21 protein-coding genes are annotated in these 19,676 nt (G+C 72.3%); 9 read left to right on the top strand and 12 right to left on the bottom strand.

All coding sequences use genetic code 11. The features are described from left to right. The 3 genes from ABZT49_RS30205 to irrA all read right to left on the bottom strand — a co-directional run. The coding region (locus tag ABZT49_RS30205) for a thiamine phosphate synthase (RefSeq protein WP_355291729.1) at positions 1-236 on the bottom strand (236 nt) is incomplete at its 3' end. Beyond that, on the bottom strand, positions 233-1,006 hold the full coding sequence (locus ABZT49_RS30200) for a thiazole synthase (RefSeq protein WP_355291727.1): 774 nt from the start codon (positions 1,004-1,006) through the stop codon (positions 233-235). The genes ABZT49_RS30205 and ABZT49_RS30200, both read right to left, overlap by 4 nt. Before the next feature lie 236 nt (positions 1,007-1,242). Continuing rightward, positions 1,243-1,743 (bottom strand): iron response transcriptional regulator IrrA, encoded by a 501-nt coding sequence (irrA, locus tag ABZT49_RS30195; protein WP_093568865.1) that lies wholly within the window; start codon positions 1,741-1,743, stop codon positions 1,243-1,245. Positions 1,744-1,895: 152 nt separating this feature from the next. On the opposite strand from irrA, the gene fabA reads away from it, so the two are divergent. From fabA to ABZT49_RS30175, 4 genes are all read left to right on the top strand, one after another. Continuing rightward, entirely contained in the window at positions 1,896-2,447 is a 552-nt protein-coding gene (gene fabA / locus ABZT49_RS30190) for a 3-hydroxyacyl-[acyl-carrier-protein] dehydratase FabA (protein WP_355291725.1), read from the top strand. A gap of 193 nt (positions 2,448-2,640) precedes the next feature. Then, positions 2,641-3,867 carry a beta-ketoacyl-ACP synthase I gene (gene fabB / locus ABZT49_RS30185; protein ID WP_355291724.1) on the top strand — a complete coding sequence of 409 codons (1,227 nt, stop codon included), beginning with the start codon at positions 2,641-2,643 and terminating at the stop codon, positions 3,865-3,867. A 76-nt stretch (positions 3,868-3,943) separates the two neighbouring features. Further along, on the top strand, positions 3,944-4,771 hold the full coding sequence (gene fabI / locus ABZT49_RS30180) for an enoyl-ACP reductase FabI (RefSeq protein WP_355291722.1): 828 nt from the start codon (positions 3,944-3,946) through the stop codon (positions 4,769-4,771). A gap of 404 nt (positions 4,772-5,175) precedes the next feature. After that, a complete protein-coding gene (locus ABZT49_RS30175) occupies positions 5,176-5,679 on the top strand; it encodes a DUF427 domain-containing protein (RefSeq protein WP_355291720.1) in 504 nt (167 codons plus the stop codon). 12 nt (positions 5,680-5,691) lie between these two features. Here the strand turns inward: ABZT49_RS30175 and ABZT49_RS30170 are convergent, their stop codons facing one another. From ABZT49_RS30170 to ABZT49_RS30150, 5 genes are all read right to left on the bottom strand, one after another. Beyond that, positions 5,692-6,771 (bottom strand): HD domain-containing phosphohydrolase, encoded by a 1,080-nt coding sequence (locus ABZT49_RS30170; RefSeq protein WP_355291718.1) that lies wholly within the window; start codon positions 6,769-6,771, stop codon positions 5,692-5,694. A gap of 173 nt (positions 6,772-6,944) precedes the next feature. Continuing rightward, positions 6,945-7,427, bottom strand: a complete 483-nt coding sequence (locus tag ABZT49_RS30165; RefSeq protein ID WP_355291716.1) for an Rrf2 family transcriptional regulator — start codon at positions 7,425-7,427, stop codon at positions 6,945-6,947. An 8-nt stretch (positions 7,428-7,435) separates the two neighbouring features. Continuing rightward, positions 7,436-7,945, bottom strand: coding sequence for a dUTP diphosphatase (gene dut, locus ABZT49_RS30160; protein ID WP_355291715.1), 510 nt, complete (start codon positions 7,943-7,945; stop codon positions 7,436-7,438). Beyond that, a complete protein-coding gene (locus ABZT49_RS30155) occupies positions 7,942-8,811 on the bottom strand; it encodes an aldolase/citrate lyase family protein (protein WP_355291713.1) in 870 nt (289 codons plus the stop codon). The genes dut and ABZT49_RS30155 overlap by 4 nt, the downstream gene beginning before the upstream one ends. Before the next feature lie 55 nt (positions 8,812-8,866). After that, entirely contained in the window at positions 8,867-9,481 is a 615-nt protein-coding gene (locus ABZT49_RS30150) for a GntR family transcriptional regulator (protein WP_355291711.1), read from the bottom strand. 171 nt (positions 9,482-9,652) lie between these two features. Here ABZT49_RS30150 and ABZT49_RS30145 point away from each other — a divergent pair, with 171 nt between their 5' ends. Genes ABZT49_RS30145 through ABZT49_RS30130 form a run of 4 tightly spaced genes read left to right on the top strand, consistent with a single transcriptional unit; the run spans position 9,653 to position 13,829 of the window. Then, entirely contained in the window at positions 9,653-10,969 is a 1,317-nt protein-coding gene (locus ABZT49_RS30145; protein WP_355291709.1) for an MFS transporter, read from the top strand. A gap of 17 nt (positions 10,970-10,986) precedes the next feature. Next, positions 10,987-11,667: a DUF2848 domain-containing protein gene (locus ABZT49_RS30140; protein ID WP_355291707.1), complete on the top strand. Its 681-nt coding sequence runs from the start codon at positions 10,987-10,989 to the stop codon at positions 11,665-11,667. Between the two features lie 7 nt (positions 11,668-11,674). After that, entirely contained in the window at positions 11,675-12,538 is an 864-nt protein-coding gene (locus tag ABZT49_RS30135) for a hypothetical protein (RefSeq protein WP_355291705.1), read from the top strand. Between the two features lies 1 nt (position 12,539). Continuing rightward, the gene (locus ABZT49_RS30130; protein WP_355291703.1) at positions 12,540-13,829 is read left to right on the top strand and encodes an amidase; all 1,290 of its coding nucleotides are present in this window, start codon (positions 12,540-12,542) and stop codon (positions 13,827-13,829) included. A 362-nt stretch (positions 13,830-14,191) separates the two neighbouring features. On the opposite strand, the gene ABZT49_RS30125 is transcribed toward ABZT49_RS30130, so the two are convergent. Next, positions 14,192-14,437, bottom strand: a complete 246-nt coding sequence (locus tag ABZT49_RS30125) for a hypothetical protein (RefSeq protein WP_355291701.1) — start codon at positions 14,435-14,437, stop codon at positions 14,192-14,194. A 493-nt stretch (positions 14,438-14,930) separates the two neighbouring features. Next, the gene (locus ABZT49_RS30120) at positions 14,931-16,133 is read right to left on the bottom strand and encodes a pyridoxal phosphate-dependent aminotransferase (protein WP_109973231.1); all 1,203 of its coding nucleotides are present in this window, start codon (positions 16,131-16,133) and stop codon (positions 14,931-14,933) included. Positions 16,134-16,429: 296 nt separating this feature from the next. Here ABZT49_RS30120 and ABZT49_RS30115 point away from each other — a divergent pair, with 296 nt between their 5' ends. Beyond that, on the top strand, positions 16,430-17,575 hold the full coding sequence (locus ABZT49_RS30115; protein ID WP_355291699.1) for a helix-turn-helix transcriptional regulator: 1,146 nt from the start codon (positions 16,430-16,432) through the stop codon (positions 17,573-17,575). A gap of 26 nt (positions 17,576-17,601) precedes the next feature. On the opposite strand, the gene ABZT49_RS30110 is transcribed toward ABZT49_RS30115, so the two are convergent. Together ABZT49_RS30110 and ABZT49_RS30105 are read right to left on the bottom strand one after the other, a co-directional pair. Then, a complete protein-coding gene (locus tag ABZT49_RS30110; RefSeq protein ID WP_355291697.1) occupies positions 17,602-18,348 on the bottom strand; it encodes a DUF1236 domain-containing protein in 747 nt (248 codons plus the stop codon). Between the two features lie 203 nt (positions 18,349-18,551). Continuing rightward, positions 18,552-19,631 carry a tartrate dehydrogenase gene (locus ABZT49_RS30105; RefSeq protein WP_099955313.1) on the bottom strand — a complete coding sequence of 360 codons (1,080 nt, stop codon included), beginning with the start codon at positions 19,629-19,631 and terminating at the stop codon, positions 18,552-18,554. Between the last annotated feature and the right edge of the window lie 45 nt (positions 19,632-19,676).

Here is a 19,676-nt window from a genome sequence, read left to right as displayed (position 1 = left end):
GCGCCCACCCGCGCCGCCAGCTCCACGTCGCGCCCGATGGTGAGCGCCCCGCCCACCCGCGCCACCTGTCCGGCCAGAGTCTCGGCCAGAGCCGCCCGCTCCGGCGCCGGCAGGTCGCGGTCGCGCAGCCAGATCCATCGGGCTCCCGCAGCCAGGCAGGCGGCGACGCGGTCGGCCAAGGGCTCGGGGCAGCCGTGCCGGTCGGTGACGATCAGCAGGCGGGCGGGCAGGCTCACGAGCCGACGAGGCCGAGCTGCGGGCTCGACGGCTCGGCGCGGCCGCGGCGCGGGATGCGGCCGGCGAGCGCGGCGAGGCGGCCGGCCTCGACGGCGTGGCGCATGGCGCGGGCCATCCGCACCGGATCGTCGGCCTTGGCGACGGCGGTGTTGAGGAGCACCGCGGCGGCGCCCAGCTCCATCGCGATCACCGCGTCGGAGGCGGTGCCGATGCCCGCATCCACGATCACCGGCACGGGCGAGCGCCGGCAGATCAGCTCGAGGTTCGCCGGGTTGGCGACGCCCATACCGGAGCCGATCAGCGAGCCCATCGGCATCACCGCGGCGGCGCCGAGATCGGCGAGCCGGCTGCACACGACGGGATCGTCGTTGCAATAGGGCAGCACGACGAAACCGGCTTCGACCAGCTGGCGGGTCGCCTCGATCGTCTCGGCGACGTCGGGATAGAGCGTCTCGCGGTCGCCGATCACCTCGACCTTGATCCAGTTGGTGCCCATCGCCTCGCGGGCCAGCTCCGCCGTCATCACGGCGTCGCGGGCGGTCTCGCAGCCGGCGGTGTTGGGCAGGAAGCGGGCGCCCTTCAGCCGCGCCACCGTGTCCGAGCCGTGGCCGTGGAGCGAGATGCGGCGGATCGAGACCGTCACCACCTCGGCGCCGCTCTCCCGCACCGCCTCGCTCATGATCGCCTGCGTCGGGTAGCCGGCGGTGCCGATGAAGAGGCGCGAGGACAGGGTCGTGCCGGCGATGACGAACGGGTCGTCGTGGGTCATGGGGTTCCTCCGGATGTCGTCGGGCGCAGGATCGGCCGGATCTCGCAATCTCTGTCGCACGCGGGTTCGTCCGATGCGGTGCTCAGGAGCCAGACTACCGGGCCCGCCCCGTCGCGGCCCTGCGTCCTGCTCAAGATGGGGATGCGCCCGCTTGCCGGCACCGGCCTCTCATGACGAAAAGGCCGCGTCCCCTTTTCGGAAACGCGGCCCTCGCAAACGTCACGGTGCGGGTGCGGTCAGGCCCGGCCGCCCCGGCGGCGTAGGCGGACGATCACCTCGACGCCGGCGATCTCCATGCCCTCGGGGGCCTGGGGCAGCGAATCGACGGTGATGCCGCAATCCGGCATGTCGAGCACCTGGCCCTCTTCCTCCAGGAAGAAGTGGTGGTGCTCGCTCGGGTTGGTGTCGAAATAGGCCTTGGAGCCGTCGAGCGCGAGCTGGCGCAGCAGGCCGGCCTCGGTGAACTGGTGCAGGGTGTTGTAGACGGTCGCCAGCGAGACCGGGACCTTGGCCCGCATCGCCTCGTCGTAGAGCATCTCGGCGGTGAGGTGCCGGTCGCCCTTGCCGAACAGCAGCCAGCCGAGGGAGAGGCGCTGCCGCGTCGGGCGTAAGCCCGCGCGGCGCAGGCGGTCGCGCAGGTCCGAGAGCGGGCAACCGCGCCGCTGGCCGGCGGCGCCGGACTCGAGGGCCGGGACGCGGGCGCCGAGGACGGCGCGCAGGGGCGACAGGTCGTTCATCAGCGGAACTACGACTCGTTGGACGGCGACAATGTTACCGCTCGTTATAGGCCGCCCATCCCCCCGCCGCAACCCGACCACGGCCGTCGGGGGGCAGATCAGAAGCGTTATAGACTAGGGCCTTCGGCCGGCTTTGAACAGTCCCGGGCGCTGTGTTAACGAGGCGCCACCCCGCCGCCCCGAGCCGGCCCTCGAGCTTCTCCTACGAGGACCTGCTGGCCTGCGGCCGCGGCGAGATGTTCGGCGCCGGCAACGCTCAGCTGCCGCTGCCGCCGATGCTGATGTTCGACCGCATCACCTCGATCGGCCGCGACGGCGGCGCCCACGGCAAGGGCCACGTGCTCGCCGAGCTCGACGTGCGGCCCGACCTCTGGTTCTTCCCCTGCCACTTCCAGGGCGATCCCGTGATGCCGGGCTGCCTCGGCCTCGACGCCCTGTGGCAGATGGTGGGCTTCCACCTCGGCTGGCTCGGTGCGGTGGGCCGCGGCCGGGCGCTCGGCGTCGGCGAGGTGAAGCTCTCCGGCCAGGTGCTGCCGACCATGAAGAAGGTCGTGTACGGCGTCGACATCAAGCGGGTGCGCCAGGGCCGCCTGGTCCTCGGCATCGCCGATGGCTGGCTCGAGGCCGACGGCGAGCGCGTCTACGAGGTGCAGGACCTGCGCGTCGGCCTGTTCCAGGCTGCGACCCCCGCCGCCGGCGGCTGAGTTCGTCCTTGCACGCCCGTCACCGCGCGGGCGATCCGGCTCGCTACGGTGAAAAGCGGGCCGTCCGAGGCCCGCCGGGACCCTTTCCCCCGATGGGCGGTTGAGATTACGGCACCGGGCGCCTAGGTGACACCCGCGAGGCGAAGACCGCCTGCGGGCGCCCGTGGCGCCGCTCCGGAGGGTTCCGACGATCATGAGGCGCGTGGCAATCACCGGGATGGGCATCGTCTCGTCCATCGGCAATTCCACCCAGGAGGTGCTGGCGTCCTTGCGCGAGGCGCGCTCGGGCATCTCCCACGCCGAGGATTTTGCGAAACACGGCTTCCGCAGCCAGGTGCAGGGCGGCCCGACCCTCGACGCCGAGGAGGTGGTCGATCGCCGCGCCATGCGCTTCCACGGCGGCGGCACCGCCTGGAACCACGTCGCGATGGAACAGGCGATCCGCGATGCCGGCCTGGAGCAGGCCGAGGTCTCGCACGAGCGCACCGGCATCATCATGGGCTCGGGCGGTCCCTCGACCCGCGCGCTGGTGGAAGCCGCCGACATCGCCCGCGCCAAGGGGCCGAAGCGCGTCGGGCCGTTCGCGGTGCCGAAGGCGATGTCCTCGACGGCGTCCGCGACCTTGGCGACCTGGTTCAAGATCCGGGGCGTGAACTACTCGATCTCCTCGGCCTGCGCGACCTCGAACCATTGCATCGGCAACGCCGCCGAGATCATCCAGGGCGGGCGCCAGGACATCATCTTCGCCGGCGGCTGCGAGGAGCTGGACTGGACCCTGTCCGTCCTGTTCGACGCGATGGGGGCGATGTCCTCGAAGTACAACGACACCCCGTCGCGGGCCTCGCGGGCCTACGACAAGGCCCGGGACGGCTTCGTCATCGCGGGCGGCGCCGGCGTGCTGGTGCTGGAGGAACTGGAGCATGCCCGCGCTCGCGGCGCGCGCATCTACGGCGAGGTCGCGGGCTACGGCGCCACCTCGGACGGCCACGACATGGTGGCGCCGTCCGGCGAGGGCGCGGTGCGCTGCATGCGCCAGGCGATCGAGGGCCTGAAGGGCGCGAAGATCGACTACATCAACCCTCACGCCACCTCGACCCCTGTCGGCGACGACAAGGAGATTGAGGCGATCCGCGAGGTGTTCGGCACCGGCGACGACTGCCCACCGATCGCCGCGACGAAGTCGCTGACCGGCCACTCGCTCGGCGCCACCGGCGTGCAGGAGGCGATCTACTCGCTCCTGATGATGAACAACGGCTTCATCTGCGAGAGCGCCCATATCGACGAGCTCGACCCGGCCTTCGCGGATATGCCGATCCTGCGCGCCCGCAAGGACGACGCGAAGCTCGGCCACGTGCTCAGCAACTCCTTCGGCTTCGGCGGCACCAACGCGACGCTGGTGCTCAAGCACGTCGACGCCTGACGCACCCCGCGGCGTGGACAGGAGCCCGCCCGCCGCGTAAAGGCCCGGTCCACCCTTGAACAGCGGAGGATCGGGCGTGACGGGTTTGATGGCAGGCAAGCGCGGGCTCGTGATGGGCGTCGCGAACGACCACTCCATCGCCTGGGGCATCGCCCGGGCCCTGGCGGGCCAGGGCGCCGAATTGGCCTTCACCTATCAGGGCGAGGCGCTCGGCCGCCGCGTCGGGCCGCTCGCCGGCACACTCGGCTCCTCCCTGGTCTTTCCCTGCGACGTCGAGGATCTGGCCTCCGTCGACGCGACCTTCGCCGCCCTTGACGAGGCCTGGCCCGAGGGCTTCGATTTCGTCGTCCACGCCATCGGCTTCTCCGACAAGTCGCAGCTCAAGGGCCGCTACGTCGACGTCACCACCCGGGAGAACTTTTCCCGCACGATGGTGATCTCGTGCTTCTCCTTCACGGAGATCGCCCAGCGGGCAGCGAAGCGGATGCGCCCCGGCGGCTCGCTCCTCACGCTCACCTATGGCGGCTCGACCCGGGTGATGCCGAACTACAACGTGATGGGCCTCGCCAAGGCGGCGCTCGAGGCCTCCGTACGCTACCTCGCGGCCGATCTCGGGCCGCAAGGGCTCCGCGTCAACGCCCTCTCGGCCGGCCCGGTGCGGACGCTCGCCGGCGCCGGCATCGCGGATGCCCGCTTGATGTTCAACCACCAGGCCGCCCATGCCCCCCTGCGGCGCACCGCGACGCTGGAGGATATCGGCGGCTCGGGCCTCTACCTGCTGTCGCCGCTCTCGGGCAGCGTCACCGGCGAGGTCCACTACGTCGATTCAGGCTACAACATCGTCTCGATGCCGCGGCCGGAGGTGCTGAAGGCGCAGGATGCGGCGGGGGTGACCGACGCGTGACGGAGCTGCCGCCGGGATCGTGATGTCCGGAGCGGCTGCGACCTGCACGGTCCCGACGGTGTGGCGCGCGGTCAGGCGGCACGCGCTGGCGATCTTCGCGCGCATATGCTCAAACCGGCGAGACAGGTCGGTCCGCGCGCCTAGAGAGCTTCACGATCGCGCTGCAATCGCGAAGCTCTCTAGGCCTTTGATTTTGCCGCATTTTCTCCGAGGAACCGGTATCCACTTCTTCGGAAAATGCTCCAGGGCCGTAGGAGGCTACCTCGCCGGTCTCCCCGGCTGCGTCCGCGACGCGGCCGATGGTCTTTCCGCCACGATGGTGCCGTGGGTCGCCTGGGCGCCGCTGCGCACAATTTCCTCCGTGACGCGTTGTCGAGCGATGCAACACGCGAGGAGAATCCAAGATGCGGCGCGGCCACCCCGAGCCCAATTCGGCGGGCCCCGGCCAGGAGAGCGTCTGGGACTACCCCCGCCCACCCCGGCTGGAGCCGGTGCCGGAGCGCCTGCGCGTCGTCTTCGACGGGGTCACCATCGCCGACACGGTGCGGGGCTGGCGGGTGCTGGAGACCTCTCACCCGCCGAGCTACTACCTGCCGCCGGGGGACATCGCGCCGGGCGCGCTCATCCCCGCCGGCGGCGGCTCGCTGTGCGAGTGGAAGGGACCCGCCCTCTATTTCGACGTCGTCGGGAAGCGGGGCCGGGCCGACCGGGCGGCCTGGGCCTATCCCAACCCGACCGAAGCCTTCGCGGCCCTCGCCGGGCACGTCGCGTTCTATGCCGGGGCGATGGAGGCGTGCTTCGTCGGCGACGAGCGGGTCACCCCGCAGCCGGGTGGCTTCTACGGCGGCTGGATCACGAAAAACATCGTCGGCCCGTTCAAGGGCGAGCCCGGCACGATGGGGTGGTGATCCCCCCTGCCCTCACGCCGCCCGGTCCGCCGGGCGCTCCTCGACCAGGGCGACCACGTCGTCCCACCGCGACAGGAAGGCCGCGACGCAGTCGGGATCGAAATGCGCGCCCGATTGCTCCTCGAGGAAGCGGCGGGCCCGCTCCAGCGGCCAGCCGGGCTTGTAGACCCGGGCCGAGATCAGGGCGTCGAACACGTCGGCCACCGCCGTGATGCGGCCGGGCAGCGGGATCTCGGTGCCCTTGAGCCCCTGCGGGTAGCCGGCACCGTCCCAGCGCTCGTGATGGGTGAGGGCGATCTCGGCGGCGAGCCGCAGCAGGCGCGACGGGCTGTCGTGCAGCATGCGGTAGCCGCGCAGGGCGTGCTGCATCATCTCGTAGCGCTCGGGCTCGGTGAGGGGCCCGGGCTTGCGCAGGATCGAGTCGGCGACGCCGATCTTGCCGATATCGTGCATGGTGGAGGCGAGGGCGATGTCGTTGCCCTCCTCCTCCGACAGGCCGAGCCCGTCGGCGATGGCGAGCACGCAGCCGGCGACGCGGGTGAGGTGGTCGCCGGCCTGGTCGTCGCGGAACTCGGCGGCGAGCATCAGGCGGCGGATGATCTCGCGCTCGCGCTCCTGGCTCTCAGCCGCCGCCCGCTCGACCTCGCGGGTCAGCGCGCGGGCCTGGCTCTCGACCGCGTCCTGCGCCCGCGCGAGCGCGATCAGGTTGCGGCCGCGCAAAGCCAGGTCCGAGGTGTCGAAGGGCGGCAGAACCACGTCGGTGGCGCCGGCCTCCAGCCCGCGGCGGCGGGCCTCGGCCGGGTCGCCCTCGGCCAAGTTACCCTCGGCCAAGTTACCCTCGGCGATGAGCAGGATCGAGGTGTGGGCGAGGTGCGGCTTCAGGCGGAGCGCCCGGATCAGCGCCGGCGCGTCGAGGCCGGGCCAGGCCTCGACCAGCACCAGGTCGGCGGACTTCGTCGCGAGGGCGGCGAGCGCCGCCCCGGGATCGGTGACCACGAGGGACGGGACGCCCGACGCGAACAACCGTGTCAACCCGCCGGGATCGGGCCGGACCGTGACGACCACGATTGCGGGATCGGCTGCGTTGGTCATGGTCCCGGCGATTCCTTTCCGCGCCCGATGATGGCTCAAACTACCGCGACTTGATAAAGCATTCTTTAAGCTTCCGCACCGTGCGGAGGCCGGGAACGTTCAAGATCGAACTAACGCAACACCTTGATCCGGCATCGTTTCCTTGCCGGAACTGCGGCCCCGGGCAGAACTGCTTAGATCGTGAAATCCGCGCCGGCCCGCGGGCCGGCGACCTGCGCAGCCTCGGCCCGGCCGCAGAGATCCTCCACGGTCACCGAATCGAGCACCGCAAGGTACGCCCCGGCCGCCTCCGCCACCAGGGGGGCGACGACGAGACCGGCGACGTCGCGGCCAGCGAGGCCGGGTTCGGCGGCGTCCGGGCCGAGGACCGCCCGGGCGATGTCGCCGGCGCTGATGCGGCGGCGCTCGCGGGCGAGCTCGTAGCCGCCATGCGGCCCGCGCAGGCCCTTGAGCAGGCCGTGATGGACCAGGGCCTGCAGCACCGCCTCGAGGTGCCGGGGCGGCAGGGCGTGGCGCGCCGCCAGCGCCTTGGCGCTCACCGGCTGCGGCCGGGCATGGAGCGCGATGTCGACCATCGCGGCGAGCGCGAGGCCGAGGCGCGGCGGAGCGAGCGCGGCGCCCGAAGCGGGCCGGGGGGGATGGACGAGCGCGTCCAAGCGCGTCGTCAGCCGCGGCCGGTGGAGCCGAAGCCGCCGGCGCCGCGGGCGCCGGTCCCGGCCTCCGGAAACGCGTCGACGACCGCCAGGACGGGCCGCACCACCCGGGTAAAGACGAGCTGCGCGATGCGCTCGCCCGGCCGCACCGTGAGGGGCGCGGCTCCCGGCGGGTTGCGGTTCCAGGCCGAAATCATCAGCGGGCCCTCGTAATCGGCGTCGATCACCCCGACAGTGTTGCCGAGCACCAGCCCGTCGCGGTGGCCCATCCCCGAGCGCGGATAGACCATGGCGCACCAGGCGGAATCGCGGATCGCCAGGGCGAAGCCGGCCGGGATCAGGGCCGGCGGCGCCTGCGGTTCGAGAACCAAGGGCGCGTCGAGGCAGGCATGGAGGTCGAGCCCGGCGGCCAGCGCCGAGCCCCAGCGCGGAAAACCCCACTCGGTCAGGCGCGGATCGAGGATTCGGATCGCGACGTCGAGGCGGCCCGTCTCCTGCTCCGTGCGATCGAGCCCGCTCATGCCCGGCTTCCGGAACGCGCTGCCACGGCGTCGGCCAGTGCGACGAGGCGGCGCGCCTCGTCCGCCTCGCGCCGGAGCACCGTGCGGCCGAGATGCGCGATTCCGGCCTGCCCCCTGGCGTCGGGTGCGTCGAAGGCGGCGACGAGGGCGCGGGCGGCGGCGAGCGCGTCCGGGTCGGGCGCGAAGGCGGCCTCGGCCCGGCGGGCGCCGGCGGGCGCGGTCACCACCGCCCCGTCGAAGCCGAGGCCGCGGGCGCGGCCGATATCGAGGCGGTCGGCGGGGTCGAGCAGCACGTCGAGGTCGTGGGCGCGGGCGGCGGCGAGCGCGTTCGCGAGCCAGGCGAGGAGCGGCCCGGCCTCCGGCGCGCCCGGCGGCAGCCGTCCCTCGCGGGCGAGGGCGCCGGCATCGACGACGAGGCAGGCGAGCCGCGCATCGACGTCGCGCACCGCGCTCGCCACCGCCTCGGCCGCGAGGATGCCGAGCGGCGTGTCGAGCCCGGCCCAGAGCCGGACCCGCTCCGGAGCGTGGAGCCGGCGCAGGCGGCTGCCGATGCCGGCCAGGTCCTCCGGCTCCTCGACCCGCGGCACCAGCACCGCGTCGGGCGCGGCCCCCGCCACCGCGGCGAGGTCGGCCTCGCCCCAGGGGGTGTCGAGGCCGTTGACCCGCACCACCAGCTCGGCAGCGGCGAACCCGCCCTCGGTCAGGGCCGCCGCGAGACGGGTTCGCCCGGCTTCCTTGTCGGCGGGCTCGAGCGAGTCGGCGAGATCGAGGATCAGCGCGTCGGCGGGCTCGGCCCGGGCCGCCGCGAGGGAGGTCGCGGTGGCCGGCACCAGGAGGGCGCTGCGGCGGGGGCGGATGTCGGTCATCGGTCGCGTGACTCCCCGAATGGCGGCGCATCTATGCCCCGGGCCGGGCCGTCCGTCACCCCAGCCGGGAGGCGAGGGTGCGGGCGAAGGAATCGATGTGGGCGGTCATCGCCGCCGCCGCCGCCTCGGGAGCGCGCCGGCGCAGGGCGTCGAGGATCGAAGCGTGCTCCTCGGCCACCTCCGCGAGGTGGTGGCCGGTGGCGAGCGACAAAGCCCAGAACCGCACCGAGCGCCCGTGCAGCCCGGCGAGCACCTCGGCGAGCACCCGGTTGCCCGAGGCCTCGGCGATGACCGCGTGGAAGCGCCGGTCCGATTCGAGGATCGCGTCGAGGTCGTCGGGGCGCGCTGCCAGGACGGCGTCGAGCTCGGCCAGGGCGGCCTCGCCGATCCGCCCGGCGGCGAGCGCAGCGCAAGCCGGCTCGGTGAGGCGGCGCACCTCGATCAGGTGGGCGAACTCGTCCATCGAGAGCGGCTGCACCAGCACGCCCTTGCGGGGCAGGATGCGCACCAGCCCCTCGTGCATCAGCCGGTGCAGGGCCTGGTTCACCGGCGTGCGGCCCAGGCCCAGCTCGGCGCAGAGACCCGCCTCGTTCAGCGCGTCGCCCGGCTTCAGCCGCAACGCCACGATGTCGTCCTTCAGCCGCCGATAGGCACGCTCGTTCTGCGACAAGGTTGGGCACGAACCTGCACGCGTTTCAACCACCGCTCACCGCTCCGCTTCTGCTGCCCGCCCCTTACCACGGGGCACGCCCCGCTTGGACCGGCTTGTGAAATATCACAGGCATGGTACTTGCAGAACCACACGCCGGGCGGCCGGTTCGCGGACCGCGGGAGAAGAGCGATGACGAGGGTGGACACGGTGACGACGCACGAACTGGACGAGGGCTATCGCCGGGCGACGCTCAGGCTGATCCCGTTCCTGGTCTTCCTGTTCATCCTGGCCTGGATCGACCGGGTGAATGTCGGCTTCGCCAAGCTGCAGATGCTGTCGGACCTGAAGTTCAGCGAGGCGGTCTACGGCTTCGGCGCCGGCATCTTCTTCATCGGCTACTTCCTGTTCGAGGTGCCGAGCAACCTGCTGCTGGAGCGCATCGGCGCCCGCAAGACGCTGGCGCGGATCACCATCCTGTGGGGGCTCGCCTCGATGAGCCTCGCCTTCGTGCAGTCGGAATGGGCCTTCTACGCCATCCGCTTCCTGCTCGGCGTGTTCGAGGCCGGGTTCTTCCCCGGCGTGGTGCTCTACCTGACCTACTGGTTCCCGAGCGCGAAGCGCTCGCGCATCAACGGCCTGTTCATGACCTCGTTCGCCATCGCGGGCGTGGTCGGCGGCCCCCTCGCCGGGCTGATCATGGGCACGATGGGCGGCGTCGGCGGCAGGGCGAACTGGCAGTGGCTGTTCATCCTCGAGGGCATCCCGTCCCTGATCGCGGGCGCCGCGGTGCTGGCCTTCCTGCCCGACCGGCCGAAGGACGCGCGCTGGCTCAAGCCGGAGGTCGCCGCCGCGATGACGGCGGTGGTCGAGGCCGAGGGGCGGGCCGCCGGCAAGGAGGCGAGCTTCAAGGTCGCGCTCCGCGACGGCCGGGTCTGGCTCTGCGCGCTGATCTATTTCTGCATCGTCAGCGGCAACGCCACGATCGCGTTCTGGACCCCGTCGATCATCAAGGAGATCGGCGTGCAGGGCGCCATCGCGATCGGCTTCCTCGCCGCGATCCCCTTCATCGCCGGCACGATCGCGATGGTGTGGACCGGGGCGCATTCCGACCGCACCGGCGAGCGCCGGCTGCACTGCGCCGTCGCCAGCCTGATCGCCGCCGCGGGCCTCGCCGCCACCGGGGCGCTGATCGGCCACGCGGTGCTGGCGCTCGTCGCGCTGACGGTCGCGGCGATCGGCATCCTCGCCGCCTTCCCGGTCTTCTGGTCGCTGCCGCAGACGTTTCTCGCCGGCACCGCCGCGGCCGGCGCCATCGCGGCGATCAACTCGATCGGCAACCTCGCGGGCTTCGTCGCTCCCTACGTGGTCGGTCTGTCGAACACGCTGACCGGCACGTCGAGCAACGGGCTCTACTTCGTCGCCGGGCTGGAACTGCTGGCGGGCCTGCTGGTGCTCGGCTTCGCCCGCTGGCGCGAGAGCGCGGCCGATCTGGCGCCGGCCGAGTGAATCAGGGAGAAAGAGACATGCTGACCTTCCATCGCGAGGCCGCGGGCCGCCGGGACACGATCGCGCTGGCGCCCGAGGCGCTGGTGATCGCCGGCTGGGCTGGGCGAGACGAGGCGGCGATCCGCCACCACATCGACGAATTGGCGGCGATCGGCGTGCCGCCGCCCTCCTCGGTCCCGGTCTATTACCGGGCCGCCGCCGCGACACTGACGCAAGGCTCCCGCCTCGAGGTGCTGGGGCCGGATTCCTCCGGCGAGGCCGAGCCGGTGATCGTGTCGCTCGCCGACGGCCTCTGGCTCGGGCTCGGTTCCGACCATACCGACCGCAAGGCCGAGACGGTCGGCATCGCGCTGTCCAAGCAGATGTGCGGCAAGCCGGTCGGCACCGGCCTGTGGCGCCTCGACGAGGTCGAGCCGCACTGGGACGAGCTGGTGCTGCGGGCGTACGCCACCATCGACGGCGAGCGGGTGCTCTACCAGGAGGGCCGCCTGACGGCGCTCCGCACCCCGAGCGACCTCATGGCGCGCCGCCCGGGCGGGCCGGAGCTGCCCCCCGGTACGGTGATGTTCGGCGGCACCCTCGGGGCGATCGGCGGCATCCGTCCGGCCGCGCGCTTCGAGATGGCGCTGGAGGATCCGGTGCTCGGCCGCACTCTGACCCACGCCTACGACATCGCCGTGCTGCCCGTGGTAGCCTGAACCCGCGATGGGGTCGCTGGCCGCCCTGACGGGGATCGGGGACGCCGCCTTCTGGGCGGCGCTCCTCGCCAAGATGCTGACGAGCGCCACGATCGTGGTGCTCGCCTCCCTCGCGGTCGAGCGGACCGGGCCCCTCGTCGGCGCGATGATCGCGACCCTGCCGGTCTCGGCCGGCCCGGCCTACGTCTTCCTCGCCCTCGACCACGATGCGGGGTTCCTGCGCGCCAGCGCGGTGGCGAGCCTGCCGGCCGTCGCGGCGACCGCCGTGCTGATCGCGACCTATGCGGGGCTGGCCCGCCGGCACGGCGTCGCGCCTGCGCTCGCTGCCGCGCTCGCGGCATGGGTCGCCGCGGCGCTCGGGCTCGCCCATCTCGGCGGCGGGCTGTCGGGCGCCGTCGCGACGGCCGTGCTGGTGATCCTCGCCTGCGTCGGTGCCTGTCGGACCTTGCGCCGGAGCGGCACGCTGCCGGCCCGGCCCGGGCGGCGGCGCGACGTGCTGGTGCGGGCCGGCATCGTCATGGCGCTCGTCGTCGCCGTGGTGCTGGCCGGGCGCGTCGCCGGGCCCTCGGCGGCGGGCCTCCTCGCCCTCGCGCCGGTGGTGATGGTGAGCCTGGCGGTGATCCTGCATCCGCGGATCGGCGGGGCGGCGACCGCGACGGTGCTGGTGCTGAGTCTGCCGGGGCTCCTCGGCTTCGTGGCGGCGCTCACGATCCTCGCCCTCACCATCGAGCGGCTGGGGCCGGCCCTTGCCCTGACGCTCGCCCTCCTGACCAATCTGGGCTGGAATGGCGGGATCCTGCTGACGAGCCGCCGAACCACCCTCAAGCCCTCCCGCTCCCCCTCAGCTGCCCCTTCCCCGGAGACCGATTGAGATGACGACCATCCGCGACGACCTCGAACGCCGGCTCGCCCTGATCGAGGCGCCGGCGAGCCGGCACGTCTTCACCAAGCTCTACCCGGAGGCCGCCCGCGCCGCCGCCGACGCCGCCGATGCGCGCCGCAAGGCCGGCCTGTCGCTCGGCGCCCTCGACGGCGCCATCGTGTCGATCAAGGACCTGTTCGACGTCCAGGGCGAGGCGACGACCGCCGGCTCGTCGCTGCGCCGCAAGGCCGAGGCCGCGCTCCAAGACGCCCCCGTGGTCGCCCGGCTGCGCCGGGCCGGCGCGGTGATCCTTGGCAAAACCAACATGTCCGAGTTCGCCTTCTCGGGCCTCGGCCTCAACCCGCACTGGGGCACGCCGGGCAACGCAACCGACCCGAGCCTGGTGCCCGGCGGCTCGTCCGCCGGCGCCGGCGTCTCGGCGGCGCTGGGTACCTCCGACATCGCCATCGGCACCGACACCGGCGGCTCGGTGCGCATCCCGGCGGCGCTCAACGGCGTGGTCGGCTTCAAGCCCACCGCCCGCCGGGTGCCGCTGGCCGGCGCCTTCCCGCTCTCGCCCTCGCTCGATTCGATCGGGCCGCTCGCCCGCTCGGTCGAGGCCTGCGCGGCGGCCGACGCCGTGATGGCGGGCGAGGAAGTCCGTCCGCTCCGGGCGGCCCCCTTGCGCGACCTGCGGATCGGCGTGCCCCGCGGCCTCCTGTTCACCGACACCGACCCGGTGGTGGCTCAAGGATTCGAGGCCGCTCTCTCCACCCTGAGCGGGGCCGGCGCCCGAGTCCACGACACGGCATTCGACGACCTCCTCGCCCGCATGGCCGAGACGACGGCGGCCGGCCCGATCGCCGCAATCGAGGCGTCGGAGATCCACGCCGACTGGCTCGACGCCGAGGCCGCCGCCTTCGATCCCCGGGTCCACGCCCGCATCGCCCGTGGCCGCACCGTGACGGCCGCGGCCTATATCCGGATGATGCGCGGGCGCGCCGCGCTGATCGAGGCCGGCGACGAGCGGCTCACTCCCCTCGACGTGCTGGCCCTGCCGGCGACGGCGGTCCCGGCGCCCGCCATCGCCGCGGTGGCGGAGGACGACGAGGCATTCTCACGCCTCAACCTCCTGATGCTGCGCAACACGATGGTCGGGAACCTGTTCGACCTCACCGGCATCTCGCTGCCGCTGCCGGGTCAGGCGAAGCCCGTCGGCCTGATGCTGCTCGCCCGCCACGGCCAGGACCGGCGGCTCCTGGAGATCGCCGCGGGGGTCGAGGCAATGTTGCGGGGGTAGAAACCATGGTACGGGACAGCGGCGCGGGAGCCTGACCGACCGCGTGACACAATCTATCCCACCTACGACCTCATCCTGAGGTGTCAGTCGATCGAAGATCGACTGACCTCGAAGGAGTCCTCCAGAAATCGCACCGGGATCTGGAAGCCTCCTTCGAGGCTCGCTTCGCTCGCACCTCAGGATGAGGTCGCGGGTGGGATAAAAAATTCCTGCAGGACTGTCGTTGTCCATCACGCACAATCTGTGAGCCTGTTCGGCTGGCCGTCACAGACTTATCCGTTCCGCGTCTTGTATGGCCGAGCATCTAAGCTGGGGACGACCCGGTGGGTGTTACATCAACAGAGCCCGATCCAAACAGCCGCTCAGCGCCGCCGCCCGTCCCCCGAGGCCTCGGTCATCAGCCGGCCGAGGCCGCGCTGGTCGAGGCGGGCCGCGGCGGGCTCGGCCTTGCGGGGCTGGATCGCGCCGGTGGTGGCGGGATCCGGAATCGCCGCCAGGGCCGGGCCCGGCGCCCGGTCCTTCTCGCGCAGGGCGATCCAGTTCGCCGCCGTAGTCAGCGCGGCGATCGCGATGATGACTTTGATTCCGCCGGTGAGGAGGCGCCACATGGCTGGTCGGGACCCGCGATCTCGTCGGGGCCGTCGATCCGGCCCCGTTTCGCCGATCCTGGGCCACAATGCTTAACGGGGGGCCTCGGCCCGCTCGCAGGGACCGTCCCGCAACGGGAGCGGCCGATCGGCGAGACAAGCGAAGTTTGGTGGGCCATGCGCCAGGGTCGCGGTTCCTGTTCCCCGAACCCGTGACGCTCCTGCGACTGCTCGGCCCACTGAGCCTCACAGGAATGGGTTGCAGAGAACTGGTCCGCCCCACCCCGTCATCGCCGACCTCTTTGCCGCACAGCCCGGATGGGTTCCGGAAGCCTCCGGGCGCGCCGGCATCGAGGACGGCCCGTGTAAGCCAGACCGGGGCGGGGTCGCAACCGGAATGCGGGCGCGGCGCTTGCGTCTAAACGCGCCGGCTCGGCGAGCTTGACCGGCGCCGAGAAAAAACCCGGCGGGCACGAGCCCGCCGGGTCGAATCACGCGCGGGTCCGGCGCGCCGTCAGCGCAGCGAGCCGCAGAAGCGCTGGATGCGGCTGCAGGCCTCCTCCAGGAGCTGGTTCGAGGTCGCGTAGGAGATGCGCAGGTTGGGCCCGAGGCCGAAGGCCGAGCCGTGCACCGAGGCGACGCCCTCGGCCATCAGCAGCTCGGTAACGAAATCCTCGTCGGTCTCGATCACCTTGCCCTCCGGCGTGCGCTTGCCGATCAGCTCGGCGCAGGACGGGTAGACGTAGAACGCGCCCTCCGGCGTCGGGCAGCGCAGGCCGTTGGTCTGGTTCAGCATCGACACGACGAGGTCGCGCCGGACCTGGAACGCGGCGCGGAACTCGGCGAGGTGATCCTGCGGCCCCTCGAGGGCGGCGACCGCCGCCCATTGCGAGATCGTCGCCGCACCCGAGGTCTGCTGGCCCTGGACGAAATCCATCGCCTTGATCAGCTGCTCGGGGCCGGCGGCGTAGCCGATGCGCCAGCCGGTCATGGCGTAGGATTTCGAGACGCCGTTCATCGTCAGCGTGCGGTCGTAGAGCGCCGGCTCGACCTGGGCCGGGGTCACGAAGGCGAAGTCGCCGTAGACCAGGTGCTCGTACATGTCGTCGGTGAGCACCCAGACATGGGGGTGGCGCACCAGCACGTCCGTCAGCGCCTTCATCTCGGCGTGGCTGTAGGCGGCGCCGGACGGGTTCGAGGGCGAGTTGAGGATCACCCACTTGGTCTTGGGGGTGATCGCGCGCTCCAGCTCCTCGGGCTGGAGCTTGAAGTTCGTCGCCATCGTGGTCTCGGCGAAGACCGGGGTGCCGCCGCACAGGCCGACCATCTCCGGGTAGGACACCCAGTAGGGCCGCGGGATCACCACCTCGTCGCCCGGGTTCAGGGTGGCGAGCAGCGCGTTGTAGATCACCTGCTTGCCGCCGGTGCCGACGATGGTCTGGCTCGGCTTGTAGTCGAGCCCGTTCTCGCGCTTGAACTTCTTGGCGATCGCCTCGCGCAGGGGCACGATGCCGGAGACCGGCGGATACTTCGTCTCGCCCCGGCGGATCGCCTCGACCGCCGCCTGCTTGATGTGCTCGGGCGTATCGAAATCCGGCTCGCCGACCGACAGGCTGATGACGTCGCGCCCCTGGGCTTTCAGGTCCCGCGCCTTCTGGGTCATCACGATGGTGGCGGAGGGTTTCACGCGCGAGAGGGCGTCGGCCAGAAAGCCCATGGTCTTCGACTCCGGACAGCTTGGGATCAATGCCCGGCAGAGCCGGGTTCGGGATCGGTGCCCGGCAGAACCGGGCTCGGGATCAAGGCCCGGCCGGGCTTAAGCCGTCCGGGTCTTCGAGCGGGCGGGACCCTAGTCCCGCGCGTCACCGTGGGCAAGCCGGGAGATGCCTCAAGAAGAGGCTGTCCCGGCTCGCGAAATCGCGATTTCGAAGCCTGAGTCCTGGACTCGCGCGCCGGCGCCGTGACACCCTGCCGGACCGGTGCGGGGGCCCGGGCAATCCGGAATCGACGGCGATGGGCGAGGCGGAGCACGCGCAGCGGGTGGGCGAGGAGATCGGGCTGGCGATCGATCACGCCGCCTGCGATCCCGCGGCCTGGGACACCGTGATGGCGGAGATCGGCCGCCTCCTGCCCGGGGTGTGGCCAGTGCTCCAGGTCGTCGACGCCGCCGCCGGGACCGGGCTGCCCCTGGTCTACTGGGGCTGGGACCCCGCCGCCGTCGCAGCCTACGAGGCGCATTACGGCGCCGTGAACCCGTGGATCTCGGTGATCCTGTCGACCCCCACGATGGTGTCGATGCATTCCGAGGAGCGGATGCCGGCCTCGTCCCTGCGCCACACCGAGTTCTACGCCGACTGGCTGTCGCGCCTCGGCGGCATGACGGCCTCGAGCGGGGTCAAGCTCATCGACGCCGACGGGCGCCTCGCGGTGCTCAACCTGCAGCACGACCTTGCCCGGGCCTCGCGCGCGCACGGCCGGCTCGCCGCCGTGATGGAGCGGATCGGACCGCGGATGCGCCGCGCGATCGAGACCAACCGGGCCTGTTTCCCCGCCGGCGCCGCCTTCGCGGCCGGCGAGACGCTGCTGGAGCGGGTGGCCGACCCGGCCTTCGTGGTGACGCGGGACCTGCGCCTCGTCGAGGCGAGCCGCACCGGCCACGTCCTGCTGGCCGAGGGCGACGTGCTGCGGGTCGGCGCCCTCGACCGGATCCAGGCGCGCGACCCGCGCCTCGCCGGGGCGATGGCCCGCGAGGCGGCGCTCGCCTGCGGCGGCCCGCCGATGGGCGGGGGGATGCCGGGCCCGGTGCGGATCGGCGCCGAGACCTGGCAGGTCACCGCGATCGGCCTGCGCCAGGACCTGCGCGGCGTCGTCGGCATGGCGCGGCTGCTGGCGCCGGACCAGCTCGCCCTCGTGGTCCTGCGCCGGGCCGCAGCGGAGAGCGGGGGGCAGGACCGCCTGGCCCGGTTCGGGCTCTCCCCGGCAGAGGTGCGGCTCGCCCTGCTGATGGACGGGTCGCGCTCCCTGGTCCAGGCCGCCGAGAGCCTCGGCATCCGCCACGAGACCGCCCGCTCGCAGCTGCGCCAGGTCTTCGCCAAGCTCGGGGTGTCGCGGCAATCCGAGCTCGCGGTGTTCATCCTCCGGCTCAAGGACCGTGCCTGAGCCGGAGGGGTTTGTCTCGGCCGTCCTCAGCCCGGGATCACGTCCACGATCTCGTAGGTGTCGGGATCGATGATGACGATGTCGTCCCGCACCAGCACGTAGCGGAAGCCGCGATAGGCCGGCACCAGGGTGAGGATCGCCGGCGGCAGGGTGTGCAGCGTCACCGAGCGCGGCACCGCCGTGCCGACATTGAGCGCGAAGTTGACGCCGGTCACCGGTCGCACGCCGGAGCGCACGATGGTCTGGCGGAACTCGGTGCGCTGCGTGGTGTCGAGGCGCGAGACGGCGCCCCGGGCCTCGGACCGGCCACCGCCGCGCTCGCCGCGTTCGCCCCTCTCGGCACCACGCTCTCCGCGCTCGGCCCCACGCTCCCCGCGTTCGCCTCTCTCGGCACCCCGCTCGCCGCGTTCACCGCGCTCGGCCCCGCGCTCGCCACGCTCACCGCGTTCAGCGCCCCGCTCACCGCCCGGCTCGGCCCCGCGTCCGCCACGCTCGCCCTGCTCGGCTCCGCTCCCGCCGGCGCCTGGCTGGGCACCCTCGCCGCCGGCCCGGCCGCCGGGAGCGCCCGGCTGCTGGCCGGCACCGCCGGCACCGCCTCCACCCATGCCTCCGCCCCCGGCGCCACCCGCGGCTCCGCCGGCTGCACCTGCACCACCGCCGGCGCCTGCCCCGCCGCCGGCGCCGCCCTGCGCGAGCGCCGTGGCCGCGCCCAAAGCCAGCAAGGCGGCCGTCATGGTTCCGCGCAGCGCCTTGCCGCGAATCGACTTGCTCATGACCCTCTCCCGACACTGCGCCCGCACGGCCGATGGCACGGGTCGCTGCAGTGCCGGGCCGCAACGAGGAGGTGTGGGAAATGGTTCCGGACCGCGCCCCGCCTACGCTCCGGCTGCGACGCCGCCGCGGAGGCGGCGTGCCGGTGCCTTGCGGGCCACTCGGCACCGAACGGGCGCCCGGCCGTGCCGGACGCCCACCCGCATCACCCGATGGCTTCCGCCACCGCGAGCCCGCAGGCCGCCGTGTCGGCGTTGCCGCCGAGGTCGCGGGTGCGCAGGGTGCGCTCGGCGAGCACGCGCTCGATGCCGGCGACGATCTCGGCCGCGGCCTCCTTCTCGCCGAGGTGCTCCAGCATCATCGCGCCCGACCAGATCTGGCCGATCGGGTTGGCGATGCCCTGGCCGGCGATGTCCGGCGCCGAGCCGTGGACCGGCTCGAACAGCGACGGGAAGTCCCGGTCCGGGTTGATGTTGCCCGACGGCGCGATGCCGATCGTGCCGGTGCAGGCGGGGCCGAGATCGGACAGGATGTCGCCGAAGAGGTTCGAGGCCACCACCACGTCGAACCAGTCCGGATGCAGCACGAAGTGGGCCGTCAGGATGTCGATGTGGTACTTGTCCCAGGCGACGTCGGGATAGTGGCGCGCCATCTCCTGCACCCGCTCGTCCCAGTAGGGCATGGTGATCGAGATGCCGTTCGACTTGGTGGCCGAGGTCAGGTGCTTCTTCGGCCGGCTGCGCGCCAGCTCGAAGGCGAATTTCAGCACCCGGTCGGTGCCGCGGCGGGTGAAGACCGATTCCTGCACGGCGAATTCGCGGTCGGTGCCCTGGAACATGCGGCCGCCGACCGAGGAATACTCGCCCTCGGTGTTCTCGCGCACGACCCAGAAGTCGATGTCGCCGGGCTTGCGGCCGGCGAGCGGGCTCGGCACGCCCGGCATCAGCCGCACGGGCCGCAGGTTGATGTACTGGTCGAACTCGCGCCGGAACAGGATCAGGGAGTTCCACAGCGAGACGTGGTCCGGGATCTTCTCCGGCCAGCCGACAGCGCCGAAGAAGATCGCGTCGTGCCCGCCGATCTGCGCCTTCCAGTCCTCCGGCATCATGCGGCCGTGCTTGGCGTAGTAGTCGTAGGACGAGAAGTCGAACCAGTCCTGCTGCAGCGTGAAGCCATGACGCTTGGCCGCCTGCTCCAGCACGCGCACCCCCTCCGGCACCGTCTCCTTGCCGATGCCGTCCCCGGGGATCACGGCGATGCGGTAGGTGCGCTGGGCTGACGGCATGGGTGTCTCCTCCTGTTTATGGCGCCCCCGCGTCGCCCATCCCGC

The organism is Methylobacterium sp. EM32 (assembly GCF_040593685.1).
Lineage (GTDB): Bacteria > Pseudomonadota > Alphaproteobacteria > Rhizobiales > Beijerinckiaceae > Methylobacterium.
Note: the sequence above shows the minus strand (reverse complement) of the source record. Positions and strands in the feature narration are given on the sequence as shown.

Bases quoted from the DNA above. Each gene is read 5' to 3' on its own strand.
- dut (WP_355291715.1), bottom strand. From the start codon at position 7,945: ATGAGCGGGCTCGATCGCACGGAGCAGGAGACGGGCCGCCTCGACGTC.
- ABZT49_RS30145 (WP_355291709.1), top strand. From the start codon at position 9,653: ATGACGAGGGTGGACACGGTGACGACGCACGAACTGGACGAGGGCTAT.
- ABZT49_RS30155 (WP_355291713.1), bottom strand. From the start codon at position 8,811: ATGACCGACATCCGCCCCCGCCGCAGCGCCCTCCTGGTGCCGGCCACC.
- ABZT49_RS30175 (WP_355291720.1), top strand. From the start codon at position 5,176: ATGCGGCGCGGCCACCCCGAGCCCAATTCGGCGGGCCCCGGCCAGGAG.
- ABZT49_RS30200 (WP_355291727.1), bottom strand. From the start codon at position 1,006: ATGACCCACGACGACCCGTTCGTCATCGCCGGCACGACCCTGTCCTCG.
- ABZT49_RS30120 (WP_109973231.1), bottom strand. From the start codon at position 16,133: ATGGGCTTTCTGGCCGACGCCCTCTCGCGCGTGAAACCCTCCGCCACC.
- fabB (WP_355291724.1), top strand. From the start codon at position 2,641: ATGAGGCGCGTGGCAATCACCGGGATGGGCATCGTCTCGTCCATCGGC.
- ABZT49_RS30170 (WP_355291718.1), bottom strand. From the start codon at position 6,771: ATGACCAACGCAGCCGATCCCGCAATCGTGGTCGTCACGGTCCGGCCC.
- ABZT49_RS30140 (WP_355291707.1), top strand. From the start codon at position 10,987: ATGCTGACCTTCCATCGCGAGGCCGCGGGCCGCCGGGACACGATCGCG.
- ABZT49_RS30135 (WP_355291705.1), top strand. From the start codon at position 11,675: ATGGGGTCGCTGGCCGCCCTGACGGGGATCGGGGACGCCGCCTTCTGG.
- ABZT49_RS30105 (WP_099955313.1), bottom strand. From the start codon at position 19,631: ATGCCGTCAGCCCAGCGCACCTACCGCATCGCCGTGATCCCCGGGGAC.
- ABZT49_RS30110 (WP_355291697.1), bottom strand. From the start codon at position 18,348: ATGAGCAAGTCGATTCGCGGCAAGGCGCTGCGCGGAACCATGACGGCC.
- irrA (WP_093568865.1), bottom strand. From the start codon at position 1,743: ATGAACGACCTGTCGCCCCTGCGCGCCGTCCTCGGCGCCCGCGTCCCG.
- ABZT49_RS30130 (WP_355291703.1), top strand. From the start codon at position 12,540: ATGACGACCATCCGCGACGACCTCGAACGCCGGCTCGCCCTGATCGAG.
- ABZT49_RS30115 (WP_355291699.1), top strand. From the start codon at position 16,430: ATGGGCGAGGCGGAGCACGCGCAGCGGGTGGGCGAGGAGATCGGGCTG.
- ABZT49_RS30125 (WP_355291701.1), bottom strand. From the start codon at position 14,437: ATGTGGCGCCTCCTCACCGGCGGAATCAAAGTCATCATCGCGATCGCC.